This is a genomic window from Anaerotignum sp. (genome assembly GCF_030625865.1).
Taxonomy (GTDB): Bacteria; Bacillota; Clostridia; order Lachnospirales; family Anaerotignaceae; genus Chakrabartyella.
This window is the reverse complement of record NZ_DAOUQB010000026.1, coordinates 1-21,833: the sequence shown is the minus strand read 5'-3', so window position 1 is coordinate 21,833 and position 21,833 is coordinate 1. Positions and strand designations below refer to the sequence as shown.

General features: G+C 38.4%; 19 protein-coding genes and 1 pseudogene. 10 read left to right on the top strand and 10 right to left on the bottom strand.

The window, feature by feature from the left end; translation table 11 throughout:
• Positions 1 to 100 precede the first annotated feature (100 nt).
• The 3 genes from scfB (at position 101) to P9Q65_RS08870 (ending at position 3,677) form a co-directional block, all read left to right on the top strand.
• Positions 101 to 1,477, top strand: a complete 1,377-nt coding sequence (gene scfB / locus P9Q65_RS08880; protein WP_304509049.1) for a thioether cross-link-forming SCIFF peptide maturase — start codon at positions 101 to 103, stop codon at positions 1,475 to 1,477.
• Positions 1,478 to 1,482: 5 nt separating this feature from the next.
• Positions 1,483 to 2,820 (top strand): amino acid decarboxylase, encoded by a 1,338-nt coding sequence (locus P9Q65_RS08875; protein ID WP_304509048.1) that lies wholly within the window; start codon positions 1,483 to 1,485, stop codon positions 2,818 to 2,820.
• A gap of 77 nt (positions 2,821 to 2,897) precedes the next feature.
• Positions 2,898 to 3,677 carry a sulfite exporter TauE/SafE family protein gene (locus P9Q65_RS08870; protein WP_304509047.1) on the top strand — a complete coding sequence of 260 codons (780 nt, stop codon included), beginning with the start codon at positions 2,898 to 2,900 and terminating at the stop codon, positions 3,675 to 3,677.
• 43 nt (positions 3,678 to 3,720) lie between these two features.
• Here P9Q65_RS08870 and P9Q65_RS08865 read toward each other — a convergent pair whose 3' ends face one another.
• From P9Q65_RS08865 to P9Q65_RS08850, 4 genes are read right to left on the bottom strand one after another with little or no spacing between them, the layout of a single operon-like run.
• On the bottom strand, positions 3,721 to 3,993 hold the full coding sequence (locus tag P9Q65_RS08865) for a hypothetical protein (RefSeq protein ID WP_304509046.1): 273 nt from the start codon (positions 3,991 to 3,993) through the stop codon (positions 3,721 to 3,723).
• Positions 3,994 to 4,020: 27 nt separating this feature from the next.
• Positions 4,021 to 5,556 carry an ATP-binding protein gene (locus P9Q65_RS08860; protein WP_304509044.1) on the bottom strand — a complete coding sequence of 512 codons (1,536 nt, stop codon included), beginning with the start codon at positions 5,554 to 5,556 and terminating at the stop codon, positions 4,021 to 4,023.
• Between the two features lie 2 nt (positions 5,557 to 5,558).
• Positions 5,559 to 6,941, bottom strand: a complete 1,383-nt coding sequence (locus P9Q65_RS08855) for a vWA domain-containing protein (protein WP_304509043.1) — start codon at positions 6,939 to 6,941, stop codon at positions 5,559 to 5,561.
• 11 nt (positions 6,942 to 6,952) lie between these two features.
• Complete coding sequence (locus P9Q65_RS08850) at positions 6,953 to 8,134, bottom strand: leucine-rich repeat domain-containing protein (RefSeq protein ID WP_304509042.1); 1,182 nt, start codon at positions 8,132 to 8,134, stop codon at positions 6,953 to 6,955.
• 514 nt (positions 8,135 to 8,648) lie between these two features.
• Here P9Q65_RS08850 and P9Q65_RS08845 point away from each other — a divergent pair.
• The 3 genes from P9Q65_RS08845 to P9Q65_RS08835 all read left to right on the top strand — a co-directional run bounded on the left by P9Q65_RS08845 (position 8,649) and on the right by P9Q65_RS08835 (position 10,968).
• The gene (locus tag P9Q65_RS08845) at positions 8,649 to 9,263 is read left to right on the top strand and encodes a hypothetical protein (protein WP_304509041.1); all 615 of its coding nucleotides are present in this window, start codon (positions 8,649 to 8,651) and stop codon (positions 9,261 to 9,263) included.
• 311 nt (positions 9,264 to 9,574) lie between these two features.
• Entirely contained in the window at positions 9,575 to 10,438 is an 864-nt protein-coding gene (locus P9Q65_RS08840) for a hypothetical protein (protein WP_304509040.1), read from the top strand.
• 107 nt (positions 10,439 to 10,545) lie between these two features.
• Positions 10,546 to 10,968 (top strand): hypothetical protein, encoded by a 423-nt coding sequence (locus P9Q65_RS08835; protein WP_304509039.1) that lies wholly within the window; start codon positions 10,546 to 10,548, stop codon positions 10,966 to 10,968.
• A gap of 178 nt (positions 10,969 to 11,146) precedes the next feature.
• Here P9Q65_RS08835 and P9Q65_RS08830 read toward each other — a convergent pair whose 3' ends face one another.
• From P9Q65_RS08830 to P9Q65_RS08810, 5 genes and pseudogenes are all read right to left on the bottom strand, one after another.
• Complete coding sequence (locus P9Q65_RS08830; protein ID WP_304509038.1) at positions 11,147 to 12,223, bottom strand: ABC transporter substrate-binding protein; 1,077 nt, start codon at positions 12,221 to 12,223, stop codon at positions 11,147 to 11,149.
• Positions 12,220 to 13,017, bottom strand: a complete 798-nt coding sequence (locus P9Q65_RS08825) for an ABC transporter permease (RefSeq protein WP_304509037.1) — start codon at positions 13,015 to 13,017, stop codon at positions 12,220 to 12,222. Before P9Q65_RS08825 ends, P9Q65_RS08830 begins: the two co-directional genes overlap by 4 nt.
• Positions 13,017 to 13,859 carry an ABC transporter permease gene (locus tag P9Q65_RS08820; protein WP_330695323.1) on the bottom strand — a complete coding sequence of 281 codons (843 nt, stop codon included), beginning with the start codon at positions 13,857 to 13,859 and terminating at the stop codon, positions 13,017 to 13,019. The genes P9Q65_RS08825 and P9Q65_RS08820 overlap by 1 nt, the downstream gene beginning before the upstream one ends.
• 578 nt (positions 13,860 to 14,437) lie before the next feature.
• Positions 14,438 to 15,442 (bottom strand): annotated as a pseudogene (locus P9Q65_RS13455) (ABC transporter ATP-binding protein); the annotation flags it as partial.
• 17 nt (positions 15,443 to 15,459) lie between these two features.
• Complete coding sequence (locus tag P9Q65_RS08810; RefSeq protein WP_304509034.1) at positions 15,460 to 15,993, bottom strand: helix-turn-helix domain-containing protein; 534 nt, start codon at positions 15,991 to 15,993, stop codon at positions 15,460 to 15,462.
• A gap of 621 nt (positions 15,994 to 16,614) precedes the next feature.
• Between P9Q65_RS08810 and P9Q65_RS08805 the strand changes: the two genes are divergently transcribed.
• The 4 genes from P9Q65_RS08805 to P9Q65_RS08790 all read left to right on the top strand — a co-directional run bounded on the left by P9Q65_RS08805 (position 16,615) and on the right by P9Q65_RS08790 (position 21,562).
• On the top strand, positions 16,615 to 17,799 hold the full coding sequence (locus P9Q65_RS08805) for an aminotransferase-like domain-containing protein (protein WP_304509032.1): 1,185 nt from the start codon (positions 16,615 to 16,617) through the stop codon (positions 17,797 to 17,799).
• Between the two features lie 487 nt (positions 17,800 to 18,286).
• Positions 18,287 to 19,471, top strand: coding sequence for an aminotransferase-like domain-containing protein (locus tag P9Q65_RS08800; RefSeq protein ID WP_304509031.1), 1,185 nt, complete (start codon positions 18,287 to 18,289; stop codon positions 19,469 to 19,471).
• Positions 19,472 to 19,720: 249 nt separating this feature from the next.
• A complete protein-coding gene (gene spoIIP / locus P9Q65_RS08795) occupies positions 19,721 to 20,782 on the top strand; it encodes a stage II sporulation protein P (RefSeq protein ID WP_304509029.1) in 1,062 nt (353 codons plus the stop codon).
• A gap of 129 nt (positions 20,783 to 20,911) precedes the next feature.
• A complete protein-coding gene (locus tag P9Q65_RS08790) occupies positions 20,912 to 21,562 on the top strand; it encodes an HAD hydrolase-like protein (protein ID WP_304509028.1) in 651 nt (216 codons plus the stop codon).
• Between the two features lie 170 nt (positions 21,563 to 21,732).
• Here the strand turns inward: P9Q65_RS08790 and P9Q65_RS13450 are convergent.
• Positions 21,733 to 21,833, bottom strand: a 101-nt coding sequence (locus tag P9Q65_RS13450) for an IS3 family transposase (RefSeq protein WP_442870846.1), incomplete at its 5' end; no start/stop codon positions are given.

Sequence of the window (21,833 nt, the reverse complement as noted above, 5' to 3'; positions counted from 1 at the left end):
ACGAATTCGCCGCCTGCTTTCAGTAGGGCGGCATTTTTCGTATTAGGGGAATGCCCCAAAGGCTTGTGTATTGCCCTTTAAGTAGAAAGGATGGAATAGATTGGTACATCAGTATAAATTAAACGGATATAACATTGTATTGGATACCTGTAGCGGCTCTGTTCATGCTGTGGATGAGGTCGCTTATGATATAATCCAAATGTATGAAACAAATGGAAAAGATGAGATTGTCAAAGAAATACTGGACAAGTATAAGGATAGGCCCGATGTGACGGAAGAAGAGATCTTGCTGTGCGTAGAAGATATCCAAACTTTGATTGAACAGGGAAAACTGTTTTCCAAGGACGAATATGAAAATCTAGCCATTGATTTTAAAAATAATAGCAAAGTGGTAAAAGCCCTTTGCCTACATGTTGCCCATACTTGCAATTTAAATTGCAGCTATTGCTTTGCAAGCCAGGGGAAATATCAAGGGGAGCGTGCTTTAATGACCTTTGAGGTTGGGCAGCAGGCGTTGGATTTTTTGATTGCCCATTCGGGAAGCAGAGTGAATTTGGAAGTGGATTTTTTTGGCGGCGAACCATTAATGGATTGGGACGTTGTGAAAAAGTTGGTTGCCTATGCAAGAGAGCAAGAGCCCATTTATCATAAAAAATTCCGTTTTACCCTGACAACAAACGGTGTTTTGATTGACGATGACGTGATTGATTTTGCCAATCAGGAAATGCATAATGTGGTATTGTCTTTGGACGGAAGAAAAGAAATTCATGATCATTTGCGTAAAACCATTTCAGGAGAGGGCAGTTACGATTTAATTCTACCTAAATTTAAGAGGCTTGTGGAAAAAAGAGGGGGAAAGGACTACTATATGCGTGGAACCTTTACCCATAATAACGTAGACTTTACAAATGATATTTTCCATATGGCAGATATGGGCTTTACGGAATTAAGTATGGAACCCGTTGTTTGTGATCCATCCGATCCCTATGCACTGACTGAAGAAGATTTGCCGAAATTATATGAACAATACGAAATCCTTGCCAAAGAAATGGTTCGTCGGAAAAAAGCAGGGAATGGTTTTGAATTTTATCACTATATTCTGGATTTGGAAAACGGCCCTTGTGTTTATAAAAGAATTACAGGGTGTGGTTCCGGAACGGAGTATATGGCGGTAACGCCTTGGGGTGAATTGTTTCCCTGTCATCAGTTTGTTGGAGATAACAAATATAGCTTGGGAAATGTTTGGGATGGCGTAAAAAATACAGAGATTCAGGATGCCTTCCGTCATTGCAATGCCTATGCAAGAGAGGAATGCAGAGATTGCTGGGCAAAGATGTACTGTTCCGGCGGTTGTGCCGCGAATTCTTATCACGCAACCGGCAGTATTCGAGGGGTTTATGAATATGGTTGCAAGCTGTTTAAAAAGCGCATCGAATGTGCCATCATGATGAAGGTTGCAGAAAACTGCGAGGATTAAATGCCATGGATACACCAATTTATAACTTTGTAAAAAAATATCAAGAAAAAGGGACTGTTCGCCTGCATATGCCGGGGCACAAAGGCAGCCCTTTTTTGGGTTGCGAACCATTGGATATTACAGAGATTAAAGGAGCAGACGACCTATATCATGCTCAGGGAATTATTCGTCAGAGCGAGGATAATGCAACGGGCCTGTTTGGGGCGAGAAAAACATTTTATGCTACGGGGGGATCTTCCCAATGCATTGGGGCCATGGTTTATCTGGCTATGCTTCATGGTGAAAAAGGACAGCCTATTTTGGCGGGTAGAAATGCCCATAAGGCTTTTTTGCATACCTGTGCTTTGTTGGATTTAGATGTGCGGTGGATCTACCCGGAGGAGGAAGCACCCCTTTGTAACTGTCCTATTTTGCCACAACAGCTTGAGGGGGTATTGGCGTCTATGGAGGTTTTGCCTTTTGCCCTCTACATAACATCCCCCGATTATTTGGGAGGAATAGCAGACATTAGAGGAATTTCCCGGGTTTGCAGAAAATTTGATATCCCTCTTTTGGTGGACAATGCCCATGGTGCCTATTTACGGTTTTTACCCCGTTCCTTACATCCATTGGACTTGGGAGCAGATATGTGCTGTGATTCTGCCCATAAAACCCTGCCTGTTTTAACGGGCGGGGCATATTTGCATATCGGGACGGAAGCCAAGAAATCCTTTGAGCATGATGGTGAAAATGCTTTGGCGCTATTTGGATCTACAAGCCCTTCTTATCTTACATTACAGTCTTTGGATTTATGTAATCGTGTATTGACGGAGGGATTTAGGGAGAAGATTGTTGATTGTGTCAAAAGGATAGATCGGCTTGCCGAAAATCTACAGGACATGGGGTATTCTTTGCAGCATTTTGAACCGCTGAAGTTGGTGATAGAAGGGGGAAAAGTGGGCATTACAGGGTATGCATTAGGCGAATTTTTGCGGGAAAATGAAATTGAACCGGAGTTTGCCGATGCAGATCATCTTGTTTTAATGTTTACACCAAACACAAAGGAGGATGAATTTGAAAAAATTGAGAGTGCCCTTCCACCTATTATTGCTAAGGCTGAGGCGGAGAAGAGAACGACGTTACCTTTTCGGGGAGAGCAAGTAATGTCTATCCGAAATGCCATGTTTGCAAAACGGGACACTGTGGCAGCGGAACAAGCTTTGGGACGGATTTGCGCAACACCTGCGGTTTCTTGCCCACCAGCTATACCCATTGCTATCAGCGGTGAGCGGATTACAGAGGAAATGATTCGATTATTTTTGCTTTATGGTATAGAAGAAATTGAGGTTGTTATGGAAACGTGAAAAATTTGAGGGCATTCGGTGTGTGTTTACCCATTTTTTTCGATGAAAAGAGAAGTGGTAAGAAGGGGCGAGGATGAATGGGTAGCGAAGTAGTCATTTCGGGTTCAAATTTTATAATGCTAATGGTGGCTGTTTTTTTAGCGGGTTTTTTGGATTCCATTGCGGGAGGTGGTGGGTTAATTTCCTTGCCGGCCTATACTTTGACTGGGATTCCAATGCATTATGTTTATGGATGCAGCAAATTTTCTGCTGCTTGTGGAACGACTATGGCCACCTTGCGGTTTTGGAAACATAAAATGCTGGATATACAAGTGGGTATATTAGCAGCCATAGGTGCTTTTGCCGCATCAGCTGTTGCAGCAAAGGTTGTAATTTACTTAAGCGACAGTACCTTAAAGACTATGATGCTGATTATTTTGCCCATTGTAGGGTTGGTTACGGTTCTGAATAAAAATATGGAGAGGGAGAATTGTTCTGATTCTTATTCTATGAAAAAAAAGGTTATTTTGGCTGTGCTAATCGGTGGGCTAATTGGGTTTTATGATGGGTTGCTTGGCCCGGGAACGGGAACGTTTGCTTTGATGGCTTTTTGTTTTCTCATGAAATATGATTTACCCACTGCTTCCGGAAATGCGAAATGCTTGAATTTGGCATCCAATTATGCGGCCTTAGCTGTATTTTTATTGGAAGGGACGGTATATTTTAAAATTGCCGTTCCGGCAGCGATTTTTAGTATTGCTGGAAATTTCCTTGGAGCAGGGTTTGCTATAAAAAAAGGTGCAAAGGCAATTAAATTTATGCTAATGGTAGTCATTGTGCTATTATTCATAAAAATGGGTGTGGATGTTTTATTGTAATATAAAAAGACGTCAACAAAGTATAAATGTTGGCGTCCTTTTTTTATGCTTCTTTTTTTCTCTCGTTATATTCTTTAATTAGTTTTATGAGAAAAACTGCGATGGCGGCTGAAATACATAAGAGCAAAATTCGAACAAGGATGCTTACAGTCATTTTAAATGCCAGATAACTAAATAAAATCATGACACTTACTGACACAGCGAGTACGATACCCAATAAAAAAATTCGGATTGTTTTAGGTATGGTTTTACTTTTTATGCCTTCCATCACACCCTCAAAAATTAAATCGAAGATAAATTCTATGATTATTTCCATAGTTTCACCTCATCAATCCGTTCATTTTTAAAACAACAAGCCCTCCGCTTTAGCGGATTCAATATCCTGTAGGATACCTTTTTGTTTTTCTTCAAACAACAATTCTTTATTATACTGATAATATTTTTTACTGCCGTTTTCGCTAATGAATTTCACGCTGTAAAAGTTGGTGGTTAGTTCTGTGATGAAGATAACCATTTCTTGTCCTGCACCGAAAGCTTCTTCTAAAAATAGAAAGGCATTTTCCAGTTCTTTTGCTGCGGTATCAATGAAGGTTTGTCTTAGCTCAACGTCATTGGCAAAGGAGGTTTTTATTTGTTGAAACACCTCATCTTTTTCACGAAGTCCCAGGCTCTTCATTTCCGTTTCGTAACCCATGAGTTTTTCTATGGTTATGCGGCGGCTTTTTTTGGTACTTTGATCCAATAGGTCCGCTTTTTGTGCTTGTGTGTAGGCAATTTCATTTTCCTCAATTAAGCCTTCAAGCAATTTATCCCAAGGAGTTTCTTGGCAATAAGAGCTTTGAAAACGTTCTTTTAATTCCAATAAACTTTGGTGCAATTCTGTGGTAAACAAATCCCTTTCATAGGTCAGCCTGAAATCATCGGAAAGACGGCTGAGCAATAGTCCAAGAACGCTGAGTTTTTCGTCAAAAGCGGCGGAAGAGAGCTTGGAGACTGTCTGCTCATTAAAGGCACCTTTCAAAATATCTTCTACATGATAATCGGTTTTATATTTATTATATAGGTCTAAATAGTTGGCGAAATCTCGGGCGATTTTTTGATGCTGCAAATATTGTATAATCATACTTGCATCAACTGCAATTCCCATGGTTTCGTAAATCTTCAAAATTGTGGAAAGGTCTTCCCATCCTCTGGCGGTTACGAAACGTTTTCCGTCCACAGTGGTTTCCATGGCATAAAAATAATTTTTCTTGATTTCCAAATAGGACAAAATAGCCCCATGGATGGACTGTTTATAGGCGTATTCTTTCCAAACTTGAAAATTCGGCTCTACATCAATTTTTTTCACACGATCTAAGGTTACAACGTCAAATTCCCGTACGCTTTTGTTATATTCCGGTGGATTTCCTGCCGCCACAATCAGCCAGCCCTCTGGAACTTGGTGAGCGCCGAAGGTCTTTGCTTGTAAAAATTGAAGCATGGCGGGAGCAAGGGTTTCCGAGGCACAGTTGATTTCATCAATGAAAAGAATGCCCTCTGAAAGGCCTGTTTCCTCCATTTTATTATAAACGGATGCAATGATTTCGCTCATAGTATATTCCGTTACGGCATATTCTTTGCCACCATATTCCTTATGGCTGATAAAGGGCAGACCTATGGCACTTTGACGGGTATGATGGGTGATGCTATAAGATACCAGACCTACACCGCACTCCCTTGCCACCTGTTCCATAATGGCGGTTTTGCCGATGCCCGGAGCACCCATGAGTAAAATGGGGCGTTGACGTACACGGGGGATTTGATATTCCCCCAATTCGTTTTTCAGTAAATATGCCTTTATGGCTCTTTGGATTTCTTCCTTTGCTTGTTTTATATTCATATTCATTTCTCCTTATCGTAAATGGAAAGATCCTCAGGTCCAAGAACAACCTTTATTGCCCAAGATGGTACATTCAGATCCAAATATTCTTCGTGGAAAAATACAAAGGCTGTATCATAGGAAGGTCTGCGACGGGGAAAGGTGCCATAACCATCGGTAAAATAAATCAGCCCCTTCAGGTTTTGAAAGGTTTTTTCCCCGATGAGTTGATTCACATATTCAAACACCGGGCGAAAATCTGTGCCGCCGCTCCCCATGAGGCGAAAGTTTTCCATATAGTTTTCCAATTCCTCTTGAGAGGTGATGATGGTATCTTGTTGTATTTTTGCATCACATTGCAGGATGTGAATATTCATTTTGTGAAAAAAGGATTCACTGCTCTTTAAAATAGCGTAGGTTTCCTCCAAAAAGCGGCGAACGGTTTCCCCTTCACAGGATTCAGAGGTGTCAATGGCGATAACCAATTCTTCTATTTTTTTTACTTCTTTATATTCCAAAGACTCAATTAAAGGAAGATTTCCGTAGAGAGATAGCCCATAAGTGTAAAAAATATAATCGTAGGAATCATCATCTACCCGCAAGTCCTCTTTGAGAGTTACAAATTTTTCAAGAAAACGACGGTAGTCATACTTCTCTCGATTTTCTATTTTCAAAACCTGCAATAGGTCTCCCGCATTTTCCCCCATGTCTTTGGAGAAAGTTTCTAAATTGGTTTCTGTTTTTTCCCCGATTTGCTGCCATTTTTCTTCCAATTGTTTTTGTTTTTCCTGAGATTGTTCTGATTGGTCGTTTTGATCGGATGGGTTGTCATTTTGGTTATCATTGTCCTGATTTTGTTTGTCTTCCTTTTTTTGTTCCCAAAAAACATGGTCGTCCACCCAAAATGCAAGTTGAAGCTTCCCAAATTCTTTATCCGTAAATTTTCGTTGGGAAAGCTTTCGATAAACACCCTCGGCAGAGAGTACCTTTAGATCTTTTTTTAGTTCATCGTACATTTCATTTCTAAGGTCGGAAACCACCAAATGGGTGGCCTTCACAGGCAGTGTGTCAATAATGGATTCTACTGCGATATCGCAGGCAAGGCCCCAAAGGGCTTGGTCCCGTTCTCCTGTGTGAAAGGGGTGGCGGAAGATACAATGTAAAAGCATATGCAAATAAAGACGGTTTACCAAAACGGGATCGGATTGATACCGTTCTACCAAATAGCGGGGGTTAAACAAAACTTTTTCGCCGTCTGTCCCTACATAGAGGGACGAAAGGTTCATTTGATAATTTAGACCGCTTAAAGCAAGATCCAAAAATCGTAAAGATAAATATAATTCATTGCGAGAAGAATTTAAAATTGCATTGCCGATTTGTATCAGACGTTGATGATTTTCGTTCATAATACCCTCCTTTACAAATCAAAACTTTTTTTCTTTCCCGATACAGCATTTTTATGCTGATAATCCATAAGAAAACTGAGTATTTCTGTTTTTCCTTTTTTCTGCGCCAATTCAATAATTTGGGGTAGGGATTCAGGCGTGAAGAGCTCCCATATTGAAAATTGGCGAAGAACCTCCAAATCATTGTGCTCCATATAATACTCTGCCGCAAAAAGCAAATGCTCTCGCACATAGGAAAGATAGGTTTCTCTGCGGTTTTCCTGCAAGCGGTAGGGATAGGAAAGGCGGTAAACTGCCAAAAGAAGTACTAAAACCGCCGCATCCTCCCGCTTTGTCAAATAAAACAATTCGTCGTATCTGCGAAAATCAATATCCGAATTGCGGATGCACTGACGGAACAGATGGCCTGTACCGTAATTGATCTGATGGAATTGTCTTGCAGGGGTATCTTCGATATATTCATACTGGAAATCGGGAATCAAAAGCTTTACTCTGGCATCGGGAAAATCTATGGTTAGTAACAGTTCATGATTTAAAACAGCGATTAAGTCGGAAATATGCTTGCACGCGCCGAAATGAATTTCATAAAGGCAGTCGCAATTCAAAAACAAGCCTGTTTCCAGATGAATGGTGTTTTTTGGAATATTAATTTTAGTAAGTGCCCTACAGTTATAAAAAGCGTAACGTCCGATGGAAGAAACTTTTTCCGGAATAGGAAGGGCTTTCAGACAGCGGCAGTCATAAAAGGCGTAGCCGTCGATTTCCTGTATGGTTTCCGGTAGGGTTAGCGACTCTAAAGTAAAACAGCCGGAAAAAGTATAGGGCGCAATTTTCTCCAGTGTATCAGGTAAAGGAACGGTACGCAAAGCACTACAGCCATAAAATGCATAGGCGCCAATGCGGCGAATGGTATCGGGGAGGATGATGCCCACGATAGCATCTCCCTCATCCTCCAAAGGAGTAGCAGTTCGCTCTTCTGAGGTTTGGCAAAATGATAGTTCCCCTAGGCTTTCCTCCTCAGCTAGAGGCTGTTCCGTTTCTATGGCAAAAGCAAAATTACCAATGGCGGTTACGGGTTTGCCGTCTATGGTTTCGGGAATATGGAGTCGGCTTGCTCTGCCTTTCACTCCTAAAATGGTGATACCATCCTCAGAAGCTTTATAAAATAATACAACCTTTTTTGTTGGTTTCATAGTGATGTCCTCTTCAAATTTAATCTATTTTCCCATTATACTTCCTTGTATGGATAGTGTCAAAAAAATCACATGGATTAGCATAAAAAATAATAGGTAATTTTCATTCCTGAAAAGAAAAATAAAAATCGCCACAAAAATGTAGCGAAAAAAATTTTACATATATTGACAGGTGGGTACAAGTGTAGTATCATATCAACTACAACAATACTTAGTGCAAAGATTATGTTTTAATGCAAAAAAGGATAAAAGGCTGGATATTAATACATAAAGTTTGTTTTCAGTGATTTTTATTAATTTAACAAGTTTGAAAGGAGGCGGCTATATGGAAGTTATAACAAAAATAAGAAAGGAGGATGAAAAATACCTCGAATGAAAATTTAAAGTGTGCGTACAACACAAATTCTGGTTCATAACAAGGTATTTTATGGAATTATTATAATTGAGACGAAAAGGATTTTTAATTATAATCTCTAGTGAAAAATAATTAAAATTATTACTGGAGGGTATTTTTATGAAAAAAGTAGAAAAATTTTTATCATCGATTTTATGTTTAACACTTGTAGTATCTTCCTTTGGTTTTACGAATGTATATGCATCTGACAAAAAGGATTTTGTAGAAAATATAGTTGTTGATGGGAATGAATATGATGAATACGGAAATATTATTTACGATACAAAAGATATTGAAATTGTAACACGAGCCAATCCTTTTCAAACTTATTATACAGTAAAAAACAAAGATTATGAAGGTACTATAAAAAAATTAACTTCATTTTTGACCGGTGCGTGGGCTCCAGCAAGTCAGTATACTATTGATGAAGGAAAAAGTTATACTTCAGGCTTAACTGTTAGTTTAGGGAGAACATTTAAAAATGGTATTACTGCAAGTGGAGAATTTACAAATAGTAAGACTATTAGTTATGATGTAACTACATATGTTCCTGCGAATTCTTCAAAAAATAGTAAATTAGCTAAGTTCACAAAATATAAAATTTATTCAGCAGATTTATACTCATACAGGAGTAACGGAATTCAACAAACTTCAGAAAAGTTTATTGATAGTGGAAAAGTGTATGAACCAAAATCTATTTATATACAGGTTGCTTATGAAGAGGATTATGAATAAGCGGGCGGATGCCACTTTGGCACTAAGTCTCTTATTTATTGGAAATACTAGCGTTTTAATCTAATTATTTTAATAGGGAATTTGAATGTGCATAGTTCTTTACAATGACTTAAAATGTGATAAAATAAATTATTTCTGGGATGATTTAGAGTAAAATGCTTTTAATAAGCAAACTATGCAAGTAATCTGATAGATTTGCCTTTGTCTTGATATCGGATAATCATTTTATGAACCAATAAAGTAAACTACAGGTATAAAAATGAATGCTTGTAGTTTACTTTCACTACATATAATTCATATCGGAGGACGAAATGAATATAAAAAAAATAAGTATTATTATATTAATTGCGGCAATTTTTTTAGCAGGATATCGGTTTGTGTCTTATAAACAGATGGAAAAAGAACTTGATTTATATGAAGTGGAGTTTTTAAGTTGTTTTGGGGACATAAGTTGTGATGTTAATGATGAAAATTACTTAACGTTAGGCTTGGTAGTAAGGACAAAATTAAATAATATCAATAAAATCATTGAACAGTTAAATGATAGCGGAGAACTAAAATTTGATAACGATGCAATATTGATAAAAGATTATAAATTTGTTGGGGGAAAGACAAAAGATAAAAATGTAAAATATCTAACACTTAATATTATATTTAATATAAATAATAGTGATAGTATGAATGAGTTTGAAGCAAAAAAAATATTTTTTGGAAAGAATCCTTATGAGATAGGATCACTTTTTTTTATACCCACAGAATTTGTAAATAGTGGGGAATTAGACGTAAGATCAACATCCGCTATATGTTTGGGAAGAGGACTAGAAGATTATTATGTTGTGTTAGACAATAAGGGAGAAGAAACACTAGAAGTTGATTCCATTGATACGAGACGGTTTGAGAACCATATATCCAAAATTCTTGTAGGCAGGGATGAAAATGTAATTGAAACGAAAGCACCTAACTTTAGCTTTGTGTTAAAGGAAAAGGAAAAAGATGTGGAAGTAACTGTATGTTTTGACCCTGCGAATTTGTCGGACTATGATGTTTTCTATTTTTCTCCGTCACTGGTTTATCATTCTTTAAATGGGGAGCAACACAGATTGGATTTGAATTATTATATAAGTGGATTGATGATAAGTGAAGATGATTTAGAGCAGATGCATTTAAGTCAATAAACGAAAGCCAGTGTATTATTGAGTGATTGAGATACTTCAATGTTCATGAAGAGGGTTATATTGCACCATTGTATATAAAAATATGATGCAAAAAGGTTGGAATGATCATGAAAAAGAACTCAGGAAAAACAAGTTTGATTTTTGTATTGACATGCCTCGCCATAGGTGTTTTTTTCGATGTAAATAATGTACAAAACCCGTTTGGTTATTTGAACACATTACCCCCGCCAGCCATGACTGCTGATTTGGTCGGTTCTTATAACCATGAGGATGATTCTAAAATTTCTTTGACATTTGCTTTTGATGGAAAGGATGAATTTCATTATGTAGATGGCATAAACAATATTGAGGATATTGGTACCTTTGAAAAGGTGAAGGAGGGTGTTTATTCTTTGGAAGGAAGTCTGATTGAACGGCAAGAGATAACAGTAATGGAGGATTTTTCTTTTGATATTAAAATAAATGGTGTGAATATGCTTTTCAAGAAAGAAAGTCAAGAGGCTATTTGGATTACGGTACCTAAGCAGTAAAAAGTTAATAGGAATTTAAAAAAACTTTTATCAGGATAAATAGGAATTTAAGCTATTATAGATTTTTATTTTAATACATGAAGCAATAAAATGAGTATAAGAAGATTTGATATACCAAAAGCCCGATTGCATAGGATTTTGTTTCAATCCTTGCAATACGGGCTTTTTTTGATATATTTTAGTGTGAAGCCTTTACTTTAATCCAAAGCTCAGCCAACTTTTGTTTCAAAACAGGGTTATCCTCAAAAACTTCATCCTTCTCATAATCCGTTCTGGGCAAATATGCTTCATTTTCAGCATAGACTCCCTCGGGAGCGGACATTTCATCCAAGACCTCTTGATTGGAGGATGGATAGCCTACCGTTTCAGAGTTATCATAGGAAGCATCATGGGTTAATACATAATTGATGAACTCATGAGCCAAAAGAGGATTTTCTGCGTTTGCAGGGATTACCATGGAATCACTCCAAAGGTTGGTACCTTCCGTTGGCAAGAAGAAGCTCATATCTTCGTTTTCATCCAAAATGGTTGCCGCATCACCGCTGTAAACAACTGCAATATCTTTATTTCCGTTAATCATACCGTCAATGACTTCGTCAGTAACATAAGCAGGGTCCATAGTGTCGTTCATTTGAAGCAGCCACTGGTAAGCCTCCTCAATTTCACTTTCGTTTTCCGTATTCATGGAGTAACCCAAGGCCTTTAATGCCATCATAAAGGAGTCTCTTTCCGAGTCGTATACGTAAATGCGACCTTTATAGGCTGTATCTTGGAGAATACCATAGCCTAATCTTTCTACTTCGGCAGGGTCCACGTTGTTATGGTTATAAACAATCCCTACGTTGCCCCAGAAATAAGGCACGGAATAAGTGTTATCGGGATCATAAGGGAGATTCTTTACCCCTTCTGCCAGATTGGATATATTGGGAACCAAGGACAAATCCAGTTTTTGCAGCATATTTTCCTTAATTAATCGTTCAATCATATAGTCGGAGGGGACAATCACATCGTAAGCGTCACCCGCCTGCAATTTTGTATACATCATTTCATTGGAATCAAAATATTCCACGATCACCTTTACGCCAAATTCATCTTCAAAATTGGAGATGAGGTTTTCCCCCATATATTCTCCCCAATTGTAAAGCTTCAGTGTAGAGGAACCATATTTTTCTTCTGCATCGGAGGTTGAGGAACCGCCGCCGCAGCCGGAGAGCAATAATGCTGCACCAAGAGCCAATGCAATCATTTTTTTCATGTCAGTTTTCTTCCTTTCTTTTCTTTAATGATAGGGATAATATTTACAATGAGTAAAGCCACCGTAATCAACAGGATAACCAATGTACTTAATGCGTTGATGGATGGATTTACTCGCTTGCTCATGGTATAAACCAAAATAGAAATATTATTCACACCGTTGCCTGTTACAAAATAGGAGATGACAAAATCATCAAAGGACATGGTAAAAGCAATCAGTGCGCCGGAAATGATTCCCGGTCTAATTTGAGGAACGATAACCTTCCAAAGTGCCTGCATAGGGGTTGCACCAAGATCTAATGCCGCATCTGCTAAATTAGGGTCTAAGGAACGGAGTTTTGGCGTAACGCTTAATATTACGTAGGGGATACAAAACATAACATGGGCAAGCAATAATGTTAAGAAGCCCTTTTTTACCCCTAAAGCGCTGAAAAACATTAACAATCCAATTCCCGTGACGATTTCCGGGTTCAGGATGGGTAAATTATTGACCTGTTCTACCATACCTCGTATGAGCTTGCGGGATTTTGAAAGTCCAATTGCTGTTAATGTCCCCACAATTGTGGAGATGATGGTAGCTAAAACTGCAATGATTACGGTATATGCCACAGCCGCCATCATGGTGGAGTCTGCGAACATTTTCTCATACCAACGCAGAGAAAATCCTTCAAATTTTGTCAGAGAACGGGAGCTATTGAAGGAAAAAAGAATAATGTACAAAATGGGTACATAGAAGAAAGTAGCGGTCAATCCCAATAAAATCTTGGAAAGTAAGCTCTTTTTTTCCTTTTTCATCAGTTACTCCCCCTTCCTTTTGCTGTTGGGTCATTATCCACTTTTTTGGTAATATACATGGATATCATAATAATGACAGCCATTGCCAAAGAAATGGCACTGCCGAAGTTCCAATCTCCGGAGGTTAAGAATTCTGTTTCAATCACATTACCAATCAGCACATATTGTCCGCCCCCCAATAGCTTTGGAATAAAGAAGCTGGACACGGCAGGAAGAAAAACCAAGGTGATTCCGCTTATGACTCCTGGGATAGACAAGGGGAGTGTAATTCGTAAGAAAGACTGCACACGGTTGGCTCCAAGGTCACTTGCGGCTTCAAGATAGCTTTTATCCATTTTTGTAAGGGCGGTATAAATTTGCAAAATCATAAAGGGAATAAAGTTATAAACCATACCCAAAACAACGGCAAAGGTTGTGTGTATCATGGTAATCGGTCCAATTCCAAAAAGACCCAGGAATCCATTGATTACCCCTTCATCCTGCAAAATCCCCATCCAAGCATAGGTGCGTACCAGCATATTAATCCATGTGGGCAATGTAATTAGGAGGATCCAAAATATTTTGCTTTTTTCACTGCGATTTGCAATTACATAGGCAATGGGATAACCCATTAAAATGCAAATGATAGTTGTAACAATGGCGATATATAAGGAGCGTTTCAAAACACTCATAAATACGGTATCACTGAAAAAACGTGCAAAGTTTTCCAATGAAAAGCGTATGGTAGCTACGTCATTTCCTTTATTGGTAAAGGCGTAGAGGATAATGAGCAGCATGGGAACCACAATCATAGCTGCCATCCAAACAATATAGGGCACAGCCATATTTCGAAATTGTTTCACCAAATACCCTCCCCTCAGTTATCTTTCGTCATGATATGAATATCCTCCGGCTGGAAAATAAGACCCACTTCATTGCCAATTTCATAGCGGTCGGTGGTGTCTACTTTGTATTCATAGCCTTCCGTAGCAAAGGTTACTTCATATACTCCCGGGGTTACGGTTTCCGGGTCAAAGTCATACTTAACATTGGTAATTTCAACGGAAGTACCATCCTCCAAACTCCAGGCGGAAGCATTTGCCCAAGTTTTCAAATCTGTCTCAAGGGCGATGGATTCGTGAATTTCATCGGCTTTTTTAAAGAAATTCACTGCATAAATTTCTTCTTCATATTCTTTGTTTGCTACGCGGTTCTCGTCCTTGACAATCATATTTACGGTAACGGAAGTGCCTGCGGCAGTGGCAAAGGTGACAGGATAGCTTCCATTTTCTTTTTTAATGGAATAGTTGATTTCTTTGATGGAGATAAACTCATCTGTTTCGGGATCCCAAGCTTGCGCATCGGCACGGGCAACAATGGTGCCTTCGTTCAATTTTTCCACGTCGTCCATATCCAGATAAAAGTCGTTGGCAGAGATTTTTTCGTTTGCACTTTCGTTAAAAACAGGACGGTCATCGGAAACCATCATTTTTACGGTGATAGAGGTACCTACTTTGGTTTCTACCAGGGTTTCGTAGTGTACGCCCTTAAAGAGCACAGATTTCACAATACCTTTCAGCTTACCTTCAGCCCTTGGCACAATATCCAGATCTTCAGGGCGGATGACTACGTCAACCTTTTCATTGGGGGCAAACCCAAAATCAGCACAGTTGAATTTTTTGTCCTCAAACATAACAACATAGTCTTCCAGCATCACGCCGTCCATAATGTTGCTTTCGCCGATAAAGTTGGCAACGTATTGATTGACGGGTTCATTGTAAATGTCGGTAGGGGTACCGATTTGCTGAATTTCTCCTTCTTTCATAACGACAATCTTGTCGGACATGGTCAAGGCTTCTTCTTGGTCATGGGTAACATAAATAAAGGTGATGCCAACCTCCTGCTGTATTTTTTTCAGCTCTTGCTGCATTTCCTTTCTAAGCTTTAAATCCAAAGCACCCAAGGGTTCATCCAAAAGCAGGACACTTGGTTCATTTACCAATGCCCGGGCAATGGCAACACGCTGCTGCTGTCCGCCGCTCATTTCTGTTACGTTGCGGTCTGCGTATTCCTCTAAGTTTACAAGCTTTAGCATTCGCTTTACCTTTTGCTCGATAATATCCTTTGGTTCTTTTTTGATTTTTAGACCAAAGGCGATATTATTATAAACGTTCATATGTGGAAATAAAGCGTATTTCTGAAATACGGTGTTGATTTCTCTTTTATATGGAGGGACTTTACTGATTTCTTCTCCGTCGAAAAGAACCTGCCCTTCATTTTGTGTTAAGAATCCACCCAAGATACGCAGAAGGGTTGTTTTACCGCAACCACTGGGGCCAAGTAACGTAACGAATTCGTTTTCATAGATATCCAAATTGATGCCCTTTAAAACTAATTTCCCGTCAAAGTTTTTGACGATATTTTTGAATTGAATCAGCTTTTTCATGTCTGCCTCCCATCATATCAGAATAACGGCGGCGTTGAGATCCATAGAACTTTCGCCTTCGTTTTCTTATCATTTCTTAAAAAATGGCTTGTTTTGCCGGAAAGGTAGAAGGTTTCTCCTTTGTGTACAATATGGCTTTCATCCCCGCAGTCAAGGGTAATGCTGCCCTCAAGGACATATCCAAACTCTTCACCACAATGGGGGTCCATTTGAAAGGATTCCCCCCCTTGGGGCAATTCCAATAAAATGGGTTCCATTTCATTTTTTTGTGTGTTTGGTACAATCCAATGAACAGTGTAATGTTCCTTTTTATCAACAAAAAAATCTTTCTTATGAAAAACCAATTTTTCTTGTTTTTCTTCTTTGAAAAACTCGGACAGTGTGGTGCCCAAGGCTTCTACAATATCGTTTAAAGTAGAAATGGAAGGAGACGTTAAATTTCTTTCCATCTGGGACAAGAAACCCTTTGTCAGCTCGCTGCGGCTGGCCAATTCTTCTAAGGTTAGGCCTTTTTGCACACGAAGCTGCTTGATTTTATGTCCGATATCCATCCTCAACAACTCCTTTTATTTATCCATAAAATTTAGTGATACTAAACTTTTGTATTATTGTTAGTAAACTCCAACCATTATACAGCAAATAGGGCGGAATGCAATAGAAATGAAACAAAAAATTCGATATATAAAACTTTTTGACAAAATGCAGTAAAATACTTCTTTTTTTTATCTTTTTTTTAGTTTGTTCGCTAATATCTAAGGAAAAATTGATTTTTACAATTTGCATATAAGAGGGATGGTTTAATATTACCAAACATCTAAAAACCATATAATAAACAGTATAAAGAAAAGATAATGGGAAGGGGAGGAAACATGGAAGTTATGGGACTTCTATAGAAAAAAATGATGAAATTTTATATTTTTTCCAATGCCTCAATTGTTGTTTTGACCAGACGGAAAGAAAGCACGAAATGAATCCCTTATTTTTTTAATCAAATCATACAGGATTTGAAGAAATCTTCCCCAAAAAATCACCATTATAACTGTATTTAATGAGATACAAAGCTGGGAAAATAAGATTGACAGTTAAGGTGATTTATGGCTTAATTACTACATGTCTTTAAAAAAATACATTATTTAGGTTGAAAAACCGCAATGAAAGGGGAATGGAAATATATGGTTCGTTTTGCAAAAAGACTAGACCTTTTGGACAGCTCAGATATCGGGGATCTTTTAAAGCTTATTGCTAGACCTGACATTATTTCTTTTGCAGGCGGCTTACCCGCGCCGGAATTATTTCCTGTGGAAGAATTGAAACAAGCTGGTATTGCGGTCATGGAAGAAATGGGTACCGTTGCATGCCAGTATTCCTCAACCGAAGGTCTGCCACAGTTAAGAGAAAAAATTGTAGAAAGAATGGCAGCAAAAAATAATATTCATGCTTCAGCAGATCAGATATTGATTACCAGTGGTTCTCAGCAGGGGCTTGATTTTGCGGCAAGGGTATTCATTGACCCGGGTGATGTGATTTTAGTGGAAAGCCCTTCCTACTTAGGTGCAATTAACGCTTTTAAGGCCAGTGAACCCACTTTTATAGAAGTACCTACCGATGATGGTGGTATGATTATGGAAGAGTTGGATAAAATTCTTGCAACCACAGAAAATGTAAAAATGATTTATGTAATTCCCGATTTCCAAAATCCCACAGGACGTACATGGTCTTTGGAGAGAAGAGAAAAATTCATGGAAATTGTAAACAAATATGAGATTCCGGTAATTGAGGATAATCCTTACGGTGAATTACGTTTCGAAAATGAAGATATGCCTGCGTTAAAGTCTTTGGATACAAAAGACCTTGTGATTTACCTTGGCACATTGTCAAAAGTCATGGTTCCCGGCTTCCGTATTGGCTGGGTTTGCGCAGAGGATGAAATCCTTTCAAAGTTTAACACCATGAAGCAAGGGGCAGACTTGGCAACCTCAACTTTAACACAGCTTCAGGCTAATAAGTATATGGATATGAACGATTTGGACGAGCATGTGGCAAAAATCAGAGAAGTTTATAAGCATAGACGTGATGTAATGATGAATGCGATGAAGGAATACTTTCCTCCTGAGGCAAAGTTTACATATCCCGACGGCGGTTTGTTTACCTGGGTAGAGTTGCCTTCTTATATTAACACAAAAGAAATGGCATTGCAGTGCTTGGAAAAGAAGGTTGCTTATGTTCCAGGGGGAAGCTTCTTCCCCAATGGTGGAAAGAATAACTGCTTCCGAATGAATTACTCCTGTATGAGTGATGAAAAAATTATAGAAGGTGTTAAGGCTTTGGCAGAAGTAATCAAAGCAAACCTGAAATAAAAAATAAGTGGCTTTTTGAAGTGTGCTAACGTTATAAACCCTCGAAGTACATCCAAAGATGGATGTTCGGCGAGGGTTTTTCTGTTAAAACAGATATCGTTATTTTATTGACGAAATAGAACGAATAATATACAGATTTGTTATTTTAAATAAGTAGAATAGCGGAAGAAAACGTATGAAAACTGATACAAAAATTGTTTTGGTGATATGCTGTTTTTTGGTTGAAATGTTTGTTTTTAAATACAATTTAGTAAAAGTATTTATTGTTTTTTCGTAAATTGTTTTGTTTTTTATACAAAAAAATCCTTCTGTATGTTTTTGTTTTATGTCATTTTTTAAATGCACATTTCATAAAATTACATTGACTTTGTTAATAACTTGTGTTTTAATTAGCATAAAGAAGAAAATTTTAAATAATTTGACAATGTATTAAAAAAAATACGAAACTTGTCGGACAATAGTTTATTTTTTAAGGAGGAAGAACCAAATGTTACGTTTTGCAGACAGAATGAATCTTTTAACAGGCTCCGAAATCAGAGAATTACTTAAGCTTACTTCTCAGCCTGATATTATTTCTTTTGCCGGTGGTATGCCTGCGCCGGAATTATTTCCAGTTGAAGGTATGAAAGCTGCATCCGTAAAAACTTTGGATGAACAGGGTCGCGTTGCTTTGCAGTATACTTCTACGGAAGGAATCCCTGCGCTTAGACAGAAAATTGTGGACAGAATGAAAGCAAAAAACAATATTGCTACGGATATTGATCATGTTTTGGTTACCAGTGGTTCTCAGCAGGGTCTGGACTTTTCCGCTCGTGTTTTCCTGAATAAAGGCGATGTTGTTTTATTAGAGAGCCCTTCTTATTTGGGGGCAGTAAATGCATTTAAGGCTTGCGAACCTAATTTTATTGAAATTCCTACCGACAACAACGGTATGATTATGGAAGAATTGGAAAAGGTTTTGGCTTCCACAGAAAAGGTTAAGATGATTTATGTGATTCCTGATTTCCAGAATCCTTCCGGCAGAACTTGGACATTGGAAAGACGTAAAAAATTCATGGAAATTATCAATAAATTTGAAATTCCTGTTATCGAAGATAACCCTTATGGTGAATTGCGTTTTGAAAATGAAAATATGCCTTCCTTGAAATCTTTGGACACGAAGGGTCTTGTGATCTTCTTGGGAACCTTTTCCAAAATTTTGGCTCCTGGTTATAGATTGGGCTGGGTTTGCGCTGAAAGCGAAATTCTTGCAAAATATAATTTTATGAAACAGGCTTCTGACCTTCAAGCATCTACAGTTGCACAGTTGGAAACCAATACATTCTTGGATATGAATGATTTGGATGCCCATGTTGCAAAAATTAAAGAAGTATATCGCAAGAGACGTGATTGTATGTTAAAGGCTATGGAAGAGCATTTCCCCAAAGAATGCACATGGACACATCCCGATGGTGGTTTGTTTACATGGGTTGTATTGCCTGAGTATATTAACGCAAAAGAAATGGCAGAACAGTGTTTGGCACAGAAGGTTGCATATGTTCCCGGTGGTGGGTTCTTCCCCAATGGCGGACATGAAAACACGTTCCGTATGAATTACTCTTGTATGCCTGAAGAAAAAATTGAAGAAGGCATCAAGCGTATTGCAGAAGTAATCAAAGCAAACTTGAGATAATCTTGTTTCTTTGAACATACAAACCATAACTCCATATGCATAAAACCCTCGTGGCTACCTCTGCGGGGGTTTTATGTTATATTAAATTTTATTTTGTATAAAGTCCCTCGGTGAATCAGCCGTGGGTTTTTTATTTGGGAGAATAGGATTCCTCTTTTTGTATGAATTTTCATCCAAAGCGCCGCTATACTTTATTGTTCTATTGCTTTTTATATTGGCATAAACTTTGTATGAAAGGAGGCGGTGTCAGTGGAGCAAAAAGGTGGCAGGGGGCAACTCGGCCTAAGCCTTTTTGGCCTTTTGCTTTTTCTGCTATCCATGCCGCTTTTTTTGCAGATGGGTGGTGGCCGATGGCTTTTGGCAGAAGTACTGCCTGGACAAGTCCCCCATGGGACATTGTCTATACAAAGTTTGTGGACAGAACGAGGAACGACCAATGAAAGTGCGGAGGTTGCTGTTTGGGGCGTCAAAGATGTGGAATTTGAGCAAAAAGACATTATTCCGAGTGGCGAAAAGGGTTTGTGTGTAACTGCGGCAGTCCTTGAAAAGATGAAGGACTTTTCTTATTTAAAAAGTAATTTTTATACTGTGGATTCCAGAACGGCTCTTTTGGAAGGCGATGTAAATGTGGAAGAAGATTTATCTATGGACTTTTCCATAGAACCAACTTTAAAAGAGCCAAAAATTTTAATATTTCATACTCATACCCATGAAGATTTTGTGGATAGTAATGGAATAGAAGAAGGGGTATGTGGTGTAGGCGAGGAATTAAAACGTATTTTGGAAGAAGATTATGGCATTAGTGTATTACATGACATGAACGTTTATGATGCCGTAAATGGTGTTTTACAGCGTGAAGGGGCATATGAACGCAGTGGCCCTGCTGTGGAGGAAATTTTAAAAAAGCATCCTTCCATTGAGGTTTGTATTGATTTGCACAGAGATGGGATACCGGAAAATTTAAGGTTGGTTACAGAAATTGATGGAAAAACTTGTGCCCAAGTAATGTTTGTAAACGGAATTTGCCGCTTAAACAAAGACGGTCAGGCAGAGCCTGTTTCATGGTTAGAAAATAAATATATTAAGCAAAATTTAGCCTTTAGCCTGCAAATGAAAACACGGGCAGGGCAAGAATATCCCGGTTTTATGCGAAAAATTTATTTGAATCCTTATCGCTTTATTTTACATTATATGCCGCGTTCTGCACTGATTGAAGTGGGGGCGCAGACAAATACCAAGCAAGAGGCACTAAACGCAATGAAACCATTAGCAAAAATTTTGGCAGAAGTGTTGTCAGAGGATACCCCTTAGAGAAAATCTTTAGGGGGTTTTTTATTTGCGGAAAAAAGCCTTTTGCGGTAAAATATACGAAACTTTATGGAATAAAAGGCGGATTCGGCTGAGTTTCTTTAGCCGATTATGGAGAAGAGGAGAAGGAATATGGAAAAATTACAGCAAAGTATCGTAATATTTGACTTGGATGGAACATTAACAGATTCTGCCGAGGGTGTTATTCGTTCTGCCCAGCACATGCAAGAGAAAATGGGAATTACCAAATGGGCGGATAAAGATTTGAGGTTTATTGTTGGCCCGCCTTTAATAAAAACATTTACCGAGGATTTCCATATGAATCATGAAGATGCCCACAGAGCCTTGAAATTTTTTAGAGAACGATATGCCACGATAGGTTTATTTGAAAACAAAGTATTTGATGGCATTCCCCTAATGTTGGATGAATTGAAGGAAAAAGGTAAGCGTTTGGCAGTAGCCACCTCTAAAAAAGAAGAGACTGCAGTTCGTATTTTGAAGCACTTTCAGATTGACCATTACTTTGAGGTGATTGGTGGTGATAATCGAGAGATTGGCCGCGATACAAAAGCAAAGGTCATTGATTATGTATTGGACAAGATGAATGGAAAAAAGGAAGAGGCTATTATGGTGGGTGATCGCAAGTTTGACGTTGAGGGCGCTCATTTGGTAGGTATTCCCTGTATTGCTGTGGAATTTGGCTATGGCGACAAGGCGGAATTTGACGCCTGCGGAGCCGATTATATTGGGGCTACGCCAAAGGCTGTAGCAGATATGTTCTAAAAGATAAAGCTTTATTTTGGTTTTTGCTTAAAAATATCTAATTTTCAAAAGACCTTTTTTTACTATCACAATAAGTTTTAACACAAAGATTTTAATGAAGATATGAGAACAATCAAACAACCACCCGCTTAGTGAAGTTGTCAAGTCAATGTAGACATCTAAAAACCACCTTAAGGAAAGCCTTGTTCAGTTCTATATTGAACAGGGCTTAAGTATCCTAAAGCATATGCGGGACGCTCATTGTTAAAATATTGAACATATTTGTCTAAAA

What these genes read in the sequence shown, in the direction of transcription:
- P9Q65_RS08850 (WP_304509042.1), bottom strand. Translation starts at nt 8,134, where the DNA reads ATGAAACCAACAAAAAAGGTTGTATTATTTTATAAAGCTTCTGAGGAT.
- P9Q65_RS08865 (WP_304509046.1), bottom strand. Translation starts at nt 3,993, where the DNA reads ATGGAAATAATCATAGAATTTATCTTCGATTTAATTTTTGAGGGTGTG.
- P9Q65_RS08835 (WP_304509039.1), top strand. Translation starts at nt 10,546, where the DNA reads ATGAAAAAGAACTCAGGAAAAACAAGTTTGATTTTTGTATTGACATGC.
- P9Q65_RS08840 (WP_304509040.1), top strand. Translation starts at nt 9,575, where the DNA reads ATGAATATAAAAAAAATAAGTATTATTATATTAATTGCGGCAATTTTT.
- P9Q65_RS08860 (WP_304509044.1), bottom strand. Translation starts at nt 5,556, where the DNA reads ATGAATATAAAACAAGCAAAGGAAGAAATCCAAAGAGCCATAAAGGCA.
- P9Q65_RS08855 (WP_304509043.1), bottom strand. Translation starts at nt 6,941, where the DNA reads ATGAACGAAAATCATCAACGTCTGATACAAATCGGCAATGCAATTTTA.
- P9Q65_RS08870 (WP_304509047.1), top strand. Translation starts at nt 2,898, where the DNA reads ATGGGTAGCGAAGTAGTCATTTCGGGTTCAAATTTTATAATGCTAATG.
- P9Q65_RS08825 (WP_304509037.1), bottom strand. Translation starts at nt 13,017, where the DNA reads ATGAAAAAGGAAAAAAAGAGCTTACTTTCCAAGATTTTATTGGGATTG.
- P9Q65_RS08810 (WP_304509034.1), bottom strand. Translation starts at nt 15,993, where the DNA reads ATGGATATCGGACATAAAATCAAGCAGCTTCGTGTGCAAAAAGGCCTA.
- P9Q65_RS08830 (WP_304509038.1), bottom strand. Translation starts at nt 12,223, where the DNA reads ATGAAAAAAATGATTGCATTGGCTCTTGGTGCAGCATTATTGCTCTCC.
- P9Q65_RS08805 (WP_304509032.1), top strand. Translation starts at nt 16,615, where the DNA reads ATGGTTCGTTTTGCAAAAAGACTAGACCTTTTGGACAGCTCAGATATC.
- P9Q65_RS08845 (WP_304509041.1), top strand. Translation starts at nt 8,649, where the DNA reads ATGAAAAAAGTAGAAAAATTTTTATCATCGATTTTATGTTTAACACTT.
- P9Q65_RS08800 (WP_304509031.1), top strand. Translation starts at nt 18,287, where the DNA reads ATGTTACGTTTTGCAGACAGAATGAATCTTTTAACAGGCTCCGAAATC.
- P9Q65_RS08875 (WP_304509048.1), top strand. Translation starts at nt 1,483, where the DNA reads ATGGATACACCAATTTATAACTTTGTAAAAAAATATCAAGAAAAAGGG.
- P9Q65_RS08790 (WP_304509028.1), top strand. Translation starts at nt 20,912, where the DNA reads ATGGAAAAATTACAGCAAAGTATCGTAATATTTGACTTGGATGGAACA.